This window comes from Streptomyces sp. NPDC001914 (assembly GCF_042891215.1).
Taxonomy (GTDB): Bacteria; Actinomycetota; Actinomycetes; order Streptomycetales; family Streptomycetaceae; genus Streptomyces.
In genome coordinates this window covers 203,908-216,246 of the sequence record NZ_JBIASW010000012.1, presented here as the reverse complement: position 1 = coordinate 216,246, position 12,339 = coordinate 203,908, and the positions used below count along the sequence as shown (strand labels likewise).

The following is a 12,339-nucleotide window of genomic DNA, read 5'->3' as shown; positions in this document are numbered from 1 at the left end:
GCGCCCCGCGAGCCCCGCGCTCCGATCTGGCCGCGCCGGCGGGAAGAGGGAGCCGGTGAACCAGCCTCAGGGAGCACTTGAGGCGGTTTTGAAAGATGCTCGATCCCGGCCCCGAAGACTGTCCCCACCGAACGCGGACCCCCGGGAGCGGCACCCCCGGGATCCTCCCCGGCGTCCCCCACCCCTCAAGGACGCGGATGAAAGCGGAGGCCTGAGATGACCGTCGAACTTGTCGACACCGCCGAACCCGCCCTGCCCGGGCAGGAGTTCGCCGCCCTGTACGCGCAGGCACAGCACTTCTACGCACACCAGATGCGGCTGCTGGACACGCACGACACCGAACGCTGGGCCGAGACCTTCGCCGAGGACGCCGTCCTGCACCTGCCCTCCCGGCCCGCGCCGGTCAGGGCCCGCACCGCCCTGGCCGGCTACGTACGGGCCGGCGCGGCCCACCGTCTGCGGGCCGGAAACCGCCTGGACCACTGGGTCGGCATCCTCGACGTACGGCCGCAGGCCGACGGCTCACTGCACACCCGCTGCTCCGCGCTGGTCCACATCACACCCGGCCAGGGCGGCCCCAAGGCGCTGCACGTGTACGCCATGCAGGACGTCCTGGTCCGCTCGGGCGGCCGGTGGCGCATCACGCACCGCCGGGTCACCCGCGACGACCTCGCCTGAACCGGAGCCCAGGACACCGCTGCAGCCGCACTCGAAGTCCCGTACAGCACCAAGGACTTGAAGGCCGGCCTCGTCTAGGGTCACCCGTGCACATCCTCCTCCCCGTCCGCGCCCGCCTGCCGTCCCCGACGCGGGCGGGCGCGTCGACGCGGGCGGAAACGCCCCGCGGACTCGAGAGCGGTTCGAGGCCCGCTCGAGGACAGCGGCCCCGGCGGCCCCGGCGCCGCTGTCGTCGCCGTCCCACCCCTGGTCCGGGCCCGTTCTGCCGCAGGGCCGGACACCGGAGTGTCCTCTCGATGGAGTCTTCATGCACAAGGCGGAAGAGCCGAAACTGCGCCTGTTCGTGTTCCACCACTCCGGCGGTTCGCACCTGGCGTACCGCGACTGGCCCGCCGGCTTCCCCGCCCACTGGGACGTGCGGATCCCCGACGCACCCGGCCGCGGCCCCCGCGACCGGCGCCCCGCGCTCGGCGACGCCGGCGCCCTGCTCGACCACTTCCTGCACGAACTGGACACCCGACTGACCGGCCCCTACGCGTTCTTCGGGCACAGCATGGGCGGACTCGTCGCCTACGAACTGACCCGCCGCCTCCTCGACCAGGACCGCACACCCCCTGTCTGGCTCGGCATCTCCGCCCGCGGCACCCTGCACCCCGACGGGGACCCGGTGCGCCGGCACCTGCTGAGCGACACCGAACTGCGCCACGAACTGACCACGATGGGCGGCACCCCCTCCGAGGTCATGGACCACGACGAACTGTGGGAGCTGTTCGAGCCCACCATCCGCGCCGACCTGCGCATGAGCGAGACCTGGCGCACCCCGCCCCTGACCGCGCCGCTGCCGGTGCCCCTGTCGGTGTTCGGCGGCACCCGCGACCAGGTGGCCCCGCCCGACCGCCTGGACGGCTGGGCCGATGCCACCGAGCACTTCCTGGGCCGGCACCTCTTCGACGGCGGCCACTTCTACTTCCAGGACCACCTCCCCGCCGTCGCCGCACAGATCCAGGACGACGTGCGCCGCGCCGCCCTGCTCAGCGCCCGCGCCCCGTCCGCGGTGACGCGATGAGCGTCCTGGACCTCACCGCACCCGCCCCCGCACGCACCCGAACGACCGCAGCGACCCGAACGACCGCAGCGACCGGAACGGCCGGGGCGACCGGAACGGCCGAGGTGATCGAGGCGACCGAGTTCCGGCTGCTGGGCCCGGTGAGCGTCCACAACCGGCGGACCGGGACCGGCATCACCCCCTGCGGACCCAAACAGCGCGCCCTGCTCGCCACCCTCGTCGTCCACGCCGGCGAACAACTGTCCGTGGAGCGCCTGGTGGAGGAACTGTGGGGCGACCGGCCCCCCGCCAACGCGCCCAGCGCCCTGCACACCCACGTCGCCCGGCTGCGCCGCCTGCTGCCCGCCCCCGGCCACGAGTGGATCAGCACCCTGCCCACCGGATACCTGCTCAGCCTGGACCGGGCCTCCACCGACGTGGCCCGCTTCACCCGCCTGTCCGGCCAGGGCCGCGCCACCGCCCCCAGCGACCCCCACGACGCCACCCGCCTCCTGGACCAGGCACTCGCCCTGTGGCAGGGCAGAGCCCTGCAGGACTCCTGCCACGGCCCGCTGTGCACGGCCGAGGCGGACCGCCTGGAGGAACAGCGCCTGACCACCCTGGAAGCCCTCTACGAGGCGAGCCTGAACTGCGGCCGCCACACCGAGATCGTCTCCGGCCTGGAACGACTCACCGCCGCCCACCCGCTGCGCGAACGCCTCTACGACCTGCTGATGGTCGCCCTGTACCGCTGCGGCCGGCAGTCGGAGGCCCTCGGCGTCTACGAACGCGCGCGCCGCCGTCTGGTCGGCACGCTCGGCGTGGAGCCGGGCCCGGCACTGCGCCGCCGCCTGGAGGCGGTCCTCAACCACTGCCCCACCCTGACACCCGCGCGTCCGCACCACCCGGCCCCGGCGGACCTGGCGGCCGAGGCCGCGCGCCTGCAGACCCGGATCGACCAACTGGCCCGGGACCAGGCCGACCTGCTGCGCAGGATCAAGGAACAGGGCACGGGCGCCTGACCCCGCGGCCACCACCGCCCGGCGCCCGGCGCACCGGGCCGGCGGCGATCCTCCTGCCCCCCGGGTCCGGAGGTTCAGAGCAGGCCGGTGAACGCGGCGAAGACGTCGTCGAGTTCGTTGGAGTGCACCGTGAGCGACTCGGGCGCGAGCGCCGCCGCGTCGAGGACCGCGAGCACGGCCCGCAGCGCCTCGACGCCGGCGTCCGCGGGGACCTGGAGGATGCCCGTGGCGGGGTCGCTCACGGCACCCTCGAAGCAGGCGCCGGCCCGCTCCAACGCGACCACGTCGGCGAACCGCAGCCGCACGACGACGGCGGCGGCGGGCGCCCCGGCATACGGCTCGGGCCACAACCCGCCCCCATCAGCGCCGTCACCGTCACCGTCACCGTTGCCGGGGACACGGTTGTCGGTGTCGGTGTCGGTGTCGGTGTCGGTGCCGCTGCCGGCGGGTGGGCGGTCCGGCCCGGGTGCCGGGCAGGCGGGCAGGAGGCTCAGGTGGGAGCGGGCCGCGGGCAGCGGATATTCGGGTCCGTCGAAGAAGAGCCCGCCGCCGGCCTCGTACCCGTCGGGGCTGTCCTCGTATCCGTCCGGGCCGGTCTCGTACTCGTCCGGGCCGGCCTGGTTCTCGTCCGGGACGGTCTCGTGCCAGGGGCCCGTCCGGGTCAGGGCGTCGAGCAGCGCGGACCGGGCCCGGGGCGGCAGCGCGGCGGCGAGCCGGCGCGCGCACTCCTCGGTCTCCGCTCCGCCGGCCGCGGCCACGGTGACCAACTCGTGCACGAGGACGGCCGGCTGCGGGGCCTGCCCGGTGCCCGGGGCCGGGCGCAGGGTGCCCGCCGGCCCGGCGGCCCGCGGCCGCTGTCGCTGGTGCCACTGCTCGTTCACGTCAGGACCTCCTGGTCGTCCGGGTCCGGCACGATCACCGTTCCGATCCCGTCGTCGGTGAACATCTCCAGCAGGACCGAGTGCGCGATCCGCCCGTCGATCACCCGGGCCGCGCCCACCCCGCCCCGCACGGCCGCCAGGCAGCCGGCCATCTTGGGCACCATGCCATCGCTCAGCTCCGGCAGGAGCTTTTCCAGCTCGCCGGCCGTCAGCCGCGGGATCACCTCGGCCCGGTGCGGCCAGCCCGCGCACAGCCCCGCCACGTCCGTCAGCATGACGAGCGCGTCGGCGCCCAGCGCGGTCGCCAGCGCCGCCGCCACGGTGTCGGCGTTGACGTTGTAGACCAGGCCGTCCTCGGCGCTGCGGGCGAGCGGCGAGACGACCGGGATCCGGCCGGCGGCCAGCAGGCCGTCCAGGGTGGTGGTGTCCACGGCGGTGATGTCGCCGACCCTGCCGACGTCGACGGGTTCCCCGTCGATCCACGGCACGTGCCGCACCGCGGTCAGGGTGTCGGCGTCCTCGCCGGTCATGCCGACGGCGAGCGGGCCGTGACGGTTGATCAGCCCGACCAGTTCGCGCTGCACCTGGCCGGCGAGGACCATGCGCACCACGTCCATCGCCGCCGGCGAGGTGACGCGCAGGCCCGCGGCGAACTCGCGTTCCATGCCGCGCCGTTCGAGCTCGGCGTCGATCTGGGGGCCGCCTCCGTGCACCACCACGGGCCGCAGCCCGGCGTAGCGCAGGAAGGCGACGTCGCGGGCGAAGGCCGCCGTGAGGTCCGCGTCGACCATGGCGTGCCCGCCCAGTTTGACGACGACCGTCCGGCCCTGGCGGCGGGCCAGCCACGGCAGGGCGTCGCCGAGGGATCGGGCCTTGACCTGGGCCTGGTGCGCGCTGACGGTCATGACGCCCTCGCCCGCCGAACGAGGCCGCCGACCGGGGAATGGGAGCTCAATGGGTCACGACTCCTTCTGTGGGGGCCCCGGTCACGATCTGGAGCCCATGACCGGTGGACATGCGCTGGAAGGCTGCACGAAAGGACTTGGCTGTGATGCGGGTTCCTGGGACGGTGAACCCGTCCGGCCCGAAGGGGCGCGCCGCGCTCTCGCGCGCGGGTTCTCGAGTGTCCTGCCGCGGGGTCACGTCCTGTCAACAAGACAGCTGCCGGGCCCGGCGCTTCAGGCGGCCGAGCGGGTGGCCCGCGCGGTGCCGGCGCGGTTCAGCTCCTGCTCGGTGCGCCGCAGCACGATCGAATCGGCGATCTCACCGCTGCGGACCGCGATGTTCGACAGCAGGGCCGAGGACAGGCCGTGGGTGTGCTCGGTGCCGCCCTGGAGGTAGACCCCGCTGCTCAGACCGCTCGCGCTCAGAAGGCGGTAGTCGCGCTCCACCTGGTGCCGGCCGGCGCCGTCGCGCAGGAAGTGCCGGTCGAAGTCGCCGAGCAGGCGGGCGGGGTCCAGGTTGTCGTAGCCGGTGGCGAACACCAGGGCGTCGACGGCGAGTTCCTCGGTGCGGTCGTCGAGCAGCGAGCGCAGACCCACCCGTGTCTCGCTCCCGGCGCGCTTGACGTCGGTGACCCGGGTGAGGTTGCGGAAGTGCAGCCGCTCGGTGCCGCGCACCCGCTCGTCGTAGGAACGCCGGTACAGGTCGCGGATGACGTCGGAGTCGACCACCGAGTAGTTGGTGTTGCGGTGGTAGCGCCAGAAGGCGTCCCGTGCCTGCTCGGTGCCGAAGTAGTGGTCGTCGACCGCGCCGGGGTCGAACACCTGGTTGGCGAAGGGCGTGTCGTCGGCGATGGCGTAGCCGTAGGACGGGACGACGGCGCTGACCTGGGCGTGCGGCAGCGTGTCGTGGAAGAACCGGAGGATCTCGGCCGCGCTCTGGCCGGCGCCGACCACCGCCACGCTCCGGAGGTCCCGCGGGTCCTGTGCGTTGAACCGGCTGAGGAACTCCGAGCTGTGCCACACCCGTTCGTCGGAGCTCACGCCGTCCGGCATGCGCGGCACCAGGCCGGTCGAGATGACCACGTTGCGTGCGGCGACCACCCGGGTACTGCCGTCGCCGGTGCGGACCTCGATCTCCAGGAGGTCGCACTTCGCGGCCCCGGCCCCGGTGACGGGCCGGATCGAGGTGACCTCGGCGCCGTAGGTGACCCGGTCGGCCAGGTCGGCGGCCGCCCACTCCAGGTACTGGTGGAACTCCTGGCGGGTGGGGAAGAAGTCCTGGTTGTTGACGAACTGCACCAGCCGGTTCGAGGCGTGCAGATACGACACGAAGCTGTACCGGGACAGCGGGTTCCGGTACGTCGCCAGGTCCTTGAGGAACGAGATCTGCATGGTCGTCGACGGCAGCAGCATGTTCCGGTGCCAGCCGAAGGCGGGCTGCCGCTCGAAGAAGTGGGCGGTGACCGGATGCTGCGGAGTGCTCGCCCCGTGCTCTTCCAGAGCGATGGCGAGCGACAGGTTGGACGGGCCGAACCCGATACCGACCACGTCGTAGACCTCTTCGCTCCGCCTGCCCGTTGTCTCCATGTGAATGCTCCCGATGCGTCTTGAAATCGACCGGTGGCCCACAACGCCTTCCGGCTTGGCAAAACCTTGCCATGATGTTGGCAACTCGATCCTGAGATCCGGTCTCGGGACGCTGGAGCGACGGCGGAGTCGCTGGTGAGAGAGGTGACTTCGCGTCGCGGCGGCGGAGAGGCCCTTGCCCGCGCCGCCCGGAAACCCGCGCCGGGGACCGCCGGGAGGACCGTTCCCGGGACCGCCGGGAAGCCCGCGCCCGGCGCTGACGCACGCTCATGGCGGCGGGCAGCGCGCCGCGCGCCGGTATCGCCGCCGTGCCGGCACCGGCTCTGTGTCGGCCCTGCACCGGTCCGGCGGCGGGCGGACGGGACGGACGGGCGGGAAACGAAAGAGGGATCTACGAAAACGGGCCGCGGAAAGCGGATCTCCGAAAGCGGTCTTCGCGGCCGGGTCTTCGGAATCGGCGTGTTTTCGGAGTATTTCTCGAAGGGCGGTCGAGAACCGCTGGAGGACTCCTTCAGGACTTCTCCAGGCGCCCGGAACGTGGAAGCATTGTCCTGTCGGCGGGACGGCCGTACGGTCGGGGACCCTCGAAACGTGCCGATTTCCGAAAAGGAGAATGCGAATGTTCGTGCCCCGCTTTTATCGCGAGCCGAATAATTCCTGGGCGGCGGATCTGATCCGCGACAACCCCCTGGCTCTCGCGGTGACGAACGGCAGCCCCGAGAACGGTCCCTTCGCCACGCACCTGCCGGTCATCTTCGACCCCGACGCCCCCGACGCCCCCGACTCCTCCGGCACTCCCGATTCCTCCGGTGACGCCGGCGGCGCCGGTGAGGGGCTGCGGGGAGTCACGCTGCTCGGGCACATGAACCGGGCCAACCCGCACTGGGAGGCGCTGCGGCCGGGCGGCGTGCTGCTGCTGACGTTCACCGGCCCGCACACCTACGTGTCACCCACGGTGTACGAGAAGACCCCGGCCGCCCCCACGTGGAACTTCACCGCGGTGCACGTCCGGGGCGTGGTCGAGAAGATCGACTCGACCGAGGAGACGCTGGAGGTGGTGCAGTCCACCGTGCGCGCCTTCGAGAAGGCGTTCGGCGACGGCTGGGACATGACCGACTCGCTCGGCTACTTCCGCGAGATCGTGCCCGCCGTCGGGGCCTTCCGGTTCACGGTCACGGGGGCCGAGGGCATGTTCAAGCTCAGCCAGGAGCAGCCGGACGAGGTACGCGAGCGGGTCCAGGCTTCGTTCGGGCAGAGCGGATGCACCTACAAGCGCGAGGTCGCCGGGCTGATGAACCGGCTGCCGTGAGACGCCCGGTGGTCCCGGCGCCGGCGGGCTCAGGCGCTGATGGCCACCGGCCGGGTCCGCTGCTCGGCGATCCCGCTCACGTCCTGCACGCCCGTGAGTCCGGCCGCCTCGGGGCGCTCCGCGGTGGTGCCGGGAGCCTCCAGGGCGGTCGCGGCGGCGCTGTCCAGTGTGGCCATCACCCACTGCTCGAAGTCGACGCCCAGCTGCTGGGCGGCCTGGTGCCACCACTCGAGACGGCTGCCGGGAACCTCCAGCCGGCGGCCCGCCCTGGCGGGAACGGCCGGCTGCTGCTCGCCCTGGCGTGCGGCGCGCAGGGCGCCACGCAGCTGCTTGGTGGTCCACTGCCGCTGTTCGGCGCGGTCCAGCCACAGTTCCTGGTCCGCGACCGGCATGGAGGCCAGTTCGGCGTGGTGCTGGAAGCTCAGGGCGGCGCGGCGCCGGGTGAGGTCGAAACGCCGTGAGACCCAGGCGTAGTTGCGCAGGGTCTGGTACGACAGGCCGGCGGCGCGTATCCCGCGCTGGTAGCGGTCGGTGTAGTGGTCCTTGCCGTACACCATCCAGTCGCCCAGCCACCAGGAGGAGGAGTCGAGGACGTCGGCGAGCTGCCGGCCGGCCCGCTCCCACTCGTCGTAGGCCATCTTGGCGGGCATCTGCAGGCCCACCTTGGTCGTCAGCACCGGGACCCGGCGCGGCGCGGACGCCGTGGCGCGTGCCGGCCGCGGCATCGCCTGCGCGACGGTGGTCGCCGTGCCGCCGTGCGATCCCGCGGTCTGACCGGCCTGATGCGCCATCATGCCTCCAAAGAACGGTGCATATAACCGTCGATAAGCGTCGCAGCGCTGCCTGGGGTGGCACCGGAGCGGCACTCGAACGGTTGCACGTCGAACTTCCTCACCGAATGAAGGCCGCCCTTTTTCCGCAGGGCACCCGCATTTCCCGCCGGGAAATACGAAGGCCGCGGACCGGCCGCTCCGGGAAAGCGTTCATCAGGTCTCCTTCGTGGATACCCGGCCTTCAGGTCGGGGAGGAAACGAGGCTCCTGCGGAGCAGGGCAGGGCAGGGAAAGCCGGTTCGCCCTGGGTGGAGCGGCGTTGTCAGTGGCGGTCGTTAGGTTGATCGCGTGTATCTGCGGTATTCCTTCCGGATGGAGCCGACTCCGGGTCAGCGCGTCGCGCTGGCTCGTACGTTCGGCTGTGCACGGGTGGTCTACAACGATGCGCTGGCCGCGAGGAAGGCCGCGTACCGGGCGGACGGGTCGCGGGTCGCGACGGGTGTGCTGGCGAAGCGGGTGATCACGGAGGCGAAGAAGACGCCTGAGCGGGCTTGGCTTGCCGAGGTGTCGGTGGATGCCTTGCAGTCCTCTCTTCGTGATCTCGATGCGGCGTACGCGAACTTCTTCGGGTCGGTGTCGGGGAAGCGGCCAGGGCGCCGTATGGGGCTTCCGGTGTTCAAGTCGAAGAAGGACAGCCGGCAGGCCGTTCGTTTCTCCAGGAACGGGTTTCGGTTGCGGGACAACGGGCGATTGAACCTCGCGAAGATCGGTGATGTGCGAGTGCGCTGGTCGCGTTCGCTGCCGTCGGCTCCGTCGTCGGTGACCGTGATGAAGGATCCGTCGGGCCGGTACTTCGCGAGTTTCGTCGTGCAGGTCGAGGCCGAGCCGCTCGCGCCCGTCACGTCCGAGGTCGGCATCGATCTTGGCCTGACCCACTACGCCGTGCTGTCCGACGGGCGGGTGATTGACAACCCGCGCTTCCTGCGGCGTGCCGAGCGGAGACTGAGGAAGGCGCAGCAGGCGCTGAGCCGGAAGACGAAGGGATCGAAGAACCGGGCCAAGGCCCGGCTGAAGGTCGCCCGTGCCCACGCCCGGGTGGCCGACGCGCGCAGGGACTGGTGTCACCAGAATGCTTCGAGGCTGGTCCGCGACAACCAAGCGGTCTACCTCGAAGACCTGGCGGTCTCCGGCCTCGCCCGCACGCGTCTTGCCAAGTCTGTGCACGATGCTGCGTGGGGCATGTTTCGCCGCGTGCTGGAGGAGAAGGCGGCCCGCAACGGCCGGCACGTCGGCATCGTCTCCCGCTGGCTGCCCTCCTCGCAGACGTGCTCGGTGTGCTGGGTCGTGGATGGGAAGAAGCTGCTGCACGTGCGGATCTGGCGGTGCGAGGGCTGCGGTACTGAGCATGATCGTGACCTCAACGCGTCGCGAGTGATCCTCGCCGCCGGGCAGGCGGAGAGGCTAAACGCCCCTGGAGGGCCGGTCAGTCCGGGAGTGGAAATCCCACGCCAGGCACGGCCCGTTGAACGGGGAACCCACCCGAAGGCCCAGCCGGTCACCACTGGCAGTCAGGCGGGAATCCCCGTCCTTTAGGGCGGGGAGGATGTCAACAGGGGTGCTCCTTCGGGGCCGCGGGCGCTCACAGGCTGCGGGCGGTGATGTCGCCGTAGGCGGTGACGGCGTGCAGGTCCAGGTCGCATGTGCCGTTGTTGCGCAGGGAGTTGTCGATGCGGCCGTAACCGGTCCGGGCGTCCAGGGAGGCGGAGACACCGCGCGCGGCGCCCACCGTGATGTCGCCGTGCCGGACGCCGAGGGTGACCGTGCCGCGCACGGCCTCGCCGATGCGGATGCCGCCCTTGTGGACACTGATCTCGGCGGGGCCCTCGAGACGGCCGACCCAGACCTCGCCGTCGTGGGCGTCGATGCGGGCGCCGGCGGCCTCGTCGACCTTGACCGAGCGGTGCCCGCCCGTGAAGGCGACGTCGCCGAGGCGTCCCACGCCGCGGAACTCGGCGGCGGCCGCCTTCGCCTCCACCCGGGAGCCGGCGGGCAGCATGACCGTGACCTCGACGGACCCCGCGTGCCCGAGGAACCTGCGGGCCGCCTGCACGGCCCCGATCCGCAGGACACCGTCGCCGTAGACGGTTCGGATCTCCTCGGCCGCCTTCACGTCACGGTTCTTGGCCGGGTCGGCGGGGCGGACCTCGACGACGGTGTCGGCCCGGTCGGCGGCGATGAACCGGATGCGTCCGGCGGGGATGTCCACCTCGGCGCGGATGGGGGCGGGGGTGTCGAACTGCTGCGTCGCGTACTCGGTCTTCTGCATCGGGGACTCCTTGGACTCGTGTTTTCCGATGCAGAAAACGCTACGTTGCGTTCATGGATCTGGCAACAAGTCTGATGCGCGATGTGCGCGTAACTCCAGCTCAACACTGCCTAATTGTTGCAACCGAGCTGAATGTAATGCAACGTCAGAGGTCTAGCTTGTTGCAATGAACTGTGGGTTAACGCTCCGCGGTGACCTCCCGGGCCACGCGGACGGCAGGCGGCAGGCGGCAGGCGGCGGACGGCGGACGGTGGTCGGTGGTCGGTGGTCGGTCCGGAAACGCGATCCGCCGGGCGCCCGCGGACTTCTCGCGGGCACCCGGCGGATCACGGTTCAGCAGGCGGCCGCCTGCCCCGGCCGGACGCGGCCGGGCTCTGCCGCGCCGCGCGGGCGGGGTCTCAGCCCGCCGCCGGGCCGCAGAACTCGGCGTTCAGGATGGGGATGATCCCCGACGCGTCCCAGTCGCCGTTGTAGTTGAAGGTGAGCTGATGGCGGCCGTCCTCGGTGAAGGCGGCCAGCGTCAGCGACCCCACCACACCCCCGTCGTGGTACCAGATGTCCCCGCAGCCCAGCGTCAGCTTCTCGATGCCGAGCCCGTACGACGTGATCGGCAGGTCGGGGTTGACGACGGTCGTCTTCAGCTCCTTGAGCTGCTGCGCCGGCAGCAACTTGCCGCCCAGCAGGGCCCGGTAGAACAGGTTCAGGTCGTGGGCGCTGGAGATGATGTCGCCGTCGCCCCAGTTCTGCGAGCCGTTCAGCTCGGTGACGTCGTCGATCCGGTCCGGCTGGGTCTCGTAGAACAGCTTGGAGTAGCCGCGGCTGCTGGGCCGGGGCAGCTCACTGCTCGTGCCGGGGTTGGACGTCGACTTCAGCTCCAGGGGCCCGATGATGCGCCGGCGCACCTCGTCCTCGTACGGCCTGCCGGCCACCTTCTGGACGATCAGCGCCGCCAGCAGGTCGTTGGTGTGGGAGAACGCGTGCCGGGCACCGGGCTGGAACAGCGGCGCGTGGGAGAAGGCCACCTGCAGGCGCTGCTGGGCCGTCAGGGTGTCGTAGCGGTGCGCCAGGAAGCTGTCGCCCATGGTGTACGTCTGGTAGTACGACACGTCGGCGAGGTAGTCGAACAGGCCGCTGGTGTGGTTCAGCAACTGGCGCACGGTGATCGCGCCGCCGTCGTTGCCGTTCCCGGCGACCACGCCGGGCAGGTAGCGCTCCACCGGGTCGTCCAGGCTGAGCTTGCGCTCCGCCTCCATCTGGAGCAGGACCGTCGCCACGAAGCTGTCGGTGATGCTGCCGGTGCGGAACCGGTCGCTCTTGCCGCGCGGCGCGCCCGTCGCCCGGTTGCCGACGCCCACCGCGCTCTTCCACACCCCGGCCGCGTCCCGCGCCTCGGCGCTCACGCCGGGGATGCCGGCCGCGACGGCCGCCTCGATCGCCGCCTGCGTGTTCTGGTGACCGGCCGCCCCCGTGGCCGTGTCACCCGATGCCCGGGCGGGACCCGTGAAGACGGTGGCCGTCAGCGCCACCGCCGCCAGACCGACCACGCCGGCTCTTGGCCCATTCCGCATCGTCATCGTCGCTTCCCCGTCTCCTCGTCGTGTCCGCACGTTGGCTGGATTCCTGCAGGTGCGGTTCGTGGCGGCACCGTAGGTCACCTGGCTCAAGGGCAACTCGTGCGGCGACACCGCGTCCGCGAAGACGCAGGTCCGAAGCACTCCGCCCGTTCGCCGTCCGGCCCGCGCGCGGCCGGAATTGGTCGTTCTGCCTTTGCGGTG

General features: G+C 71.7%; 11 protein-coding genes. 5 read left to right on the top strand and 6 right to left on the bottom strand.

The genetic code is table 11. The features are described from left to right. The first annotated feature begins 216 nt into the window (after positions 1–216). The 3 genes from ACFYYF_RS30045 (at position 217) to ACFYYF_RS30035 (ending at position 2,745) form a co-directional block, all read left to right on the top strand. Positions 217–678, top strand: coding sequence for a nuclear transport factor 2 family protein (locus ACFYYF_RS30045; RefSeq protein ID WP_388780665.1), 462 nt, complete (start codon positions 217–219; stop codon positions 676–678). A gap of 307 nt (positions 679–985) precedes the next feature. Continuing rightward, positions 986–1,744 carry a thioesterase II family protein gene (locus tag ACFYYF_RS30040; RefSeq protein ID WP_388780664.1) on the top strand — a complete coding sequence of 253 codons (759 nt, stop codon included), beginning with the start codon at positions 986–988 and terminating at the stop codon, positions 1,742–1,744. Then, on the top strand, positions 1,741–2,745 hold the full coding sequence (locus tag ACFYYF_RS30035; RefSeq protein ID WP_388780663.1) for a BTAD domain-containing putative transcriptional regulator: 1,005 nt from the start codon (positions 1,741–1,743) through the stop codon (positions 2,743–2,745). The genes ACFYYF_RS30040 and ACFYYF_RS30035 overlap by 4 nt, the downstream gene beginning before the upstream one ends. 74 nt (positions 2,746–2,819) lie before the next feature. On the opposite strand, the gene ACFYYF_RS30030 is transcribed toward ACFYYF_RS30035, so the two are convergent. The 3 genes from ACFYYF_RS30030 to ACFYYF_RS30020 all read right to left on the bottom strand — a co-directional run bounded on the left by ACFYYF_RS30030 (position 2,820) and on the right by ACFYYF_RS30020 (position 6,157). Then, the gene (locus ACFYYF_RS30030) at positions 2,820–3,626 is read right to left on the bottom strand and encodes a hypothetical protein (protein ID WP_388780662.1); all 807 of its coding nucleotides are present in this window, start codon (positions 3,624–3,626) and stop codon (positions 2,820–2,822) included. Further along, positions 3,623–4,531: an acetylglutamate kinase gene (gene argB / locus ACFYYF_RS30025; protein WP_361684533.1), complete on the bottom strand. Its 909-nt coding sequence runs from the start codon at positions 4,529–4,531 to the stop codon at positions 3,623–3,625. Before argB ends, ACFYYF_RS30030 begins: the two co-directional genes overlap by 4 nt. Positions 4,532–4,804: 273 nt before the next feature. Continuing rightward, positions 4,805–6,157: a lysine N(6)-hydroxylase/L-ornithine N(5)-oxygenase family protein gene (locus ACFYYF_RS30020; RefSeq protein ID WP_388780661.1), complete on the bottom strand. Its 1,353-nt coding sequence runs from the start codon at positions 6,155–6,157 to the stop codon at positions 4,805–4,807. A gap of 619 nt (positions 6,158–6,776) precedes the next feature. Between ACFYYF_RS30020 and ACFYYF_RS30015 the strand changes: the two genes are divergently transcribed. Then, a complete protein-coding gene (locus tag ACFYYF_RS30015; protein WP_388780660.1) occupies positions 6,777–7,466 on the top strand; it encodes an FMN-binding negative transcriptional regulator in 690 nt (229 codons plus the stop codon). A 29-nt stretch (positions 7,467–7,495) separates the two neighbouring features. Here the strand turns inward: ACFYYF_RS30015 and ACFYYF_RS30010 are convergent, their stop codons facing one another. After that, positions 7,496–8,260, bottom strand: coding sequence for an LmbU family transcriptional regulator (locus tag ACFYYF_RS30010; protein ID WP_388780659.1), 765 nt, complete (start codon positions 8,258–8,260; stop codon positions 7,496–7,498). Positions 8,261–8,586: 326 nt separating this feature from the next. On the opposite strand from ACFYYF_RS30010, the gene ACFYYF_RS30005 reads away from it, so the two are divergent. Continuing rightward, complete coding sequence (locus tag ACFYYF_RS30005) at positions 8,587–9,831, top strand: RNA-guided endonuclease InsQ/TnpB family protein (RefSeq protein ID WP_388780658.1); 1,245 nt, start codon at positions 8,587–8,589, stop codon at positions 9,829–9,831. Positions 9,832–9,877: 46 nt separating this feature from the next. On the opposite strand, the gene ACFYYF_RS30000 is transcribed toward ACFYYF_RS30005, so the two are convergent. After that, on the bottom strand, positions 9,878–10,564 hold the full coding sequence (locus tag ACFYYF_RS30000; RefSeq protein WP_388780657.1) for a hypothetical protein: 687 nt from the start codon (positions 10,562–10,564) through the stop codon (positions 9,878–9,880). 398 nt (positions 10,565–10,962) lie between these two features. Beyond that, complete coding sequence (locus tag ACFYYF_RS29995; protein WP_388780656.1) at positions 10,963–12,138, bottom strand: serine hydrolase domain-containing protein; 1,176 nt, start codon at positions 12,136–12,138, stop codon at positions 10,963–10,965. Positions 12,139–12,339 lie beyond the last annotated feature (201 nt).

What these genes read in the sequence shown, in the direction of transcription:
- ACFYYF_RS30045 (WP_388780665.1), top strand. Translation starts at nt 217, where the DNA reads ATGACCGTCGAACTTGTCGACACCGCCGAACCCGCCCTGCCCGGGCAG.
- ACFYYF_RS30040 (WP_388780664.1), top strand. Translation starts at nt 986, where the DNA reads ATGCACAAGGCGGAAGAGCCGAAACTGCGCCTGTTCGTGTTCCACCAC.
- ACFYYF_RS30035 (WP_388780663.1), top strand. Translation starts at nt 1,741, where the DNA reads ATGAGCGTCCTGGACCTCACCGCACCCGCCCCCGCACGCACCCGAACG.
- argB (WP_361684533.1), bottom strand. Translation starts at nt 4,531, where the DNA reads ATGACCGTCAGCGCGCACCAGGCCCAGGTCAAGGCCCGATCCCTCGGC.
- ACFYYF_RS30020 (WP_388780661.1), bottom strand. Translation starts at nt 6,157, where the DNA reads ATGGAGACAACGGGCAGGCGGAGCGAAGAGGTCTACGACGTGGTCGGT.
- ACFYYF_RS30015 (WP_388780660.1), top strand. Translation starts at nt 6,777, where the DNA reads ATGTTCGTGCCCCGCTTTTATCGCGAGCCGAATAATTCCTGGGCGGCG.
- ACFYYF_RS30010 (WP_388780659.1), bottom strand. Translation starts at nt 8,260, where the DNA reads ATGATGGCGCATCAGGCCGGTCAGACCGCGGGATCGCACGGCGGCACG.
- ACFYYF_RS30000 (WP_388780657.1), bottom strand. Translation starts at nt 10,564, where the DNA reads ATGCAGAAGACCGAGTACGCGACGCAGCAGTTCGACACCCCCGCCCCC.
- ACFYYF_RS29995 (WP_388780656.1), bottom strand. Translation starts at nt 12,138, where the DNA reads ATGACGATGCGGAATGGGCCAAGAGCCGGCGTGGTCGGTCTGGCGGCG.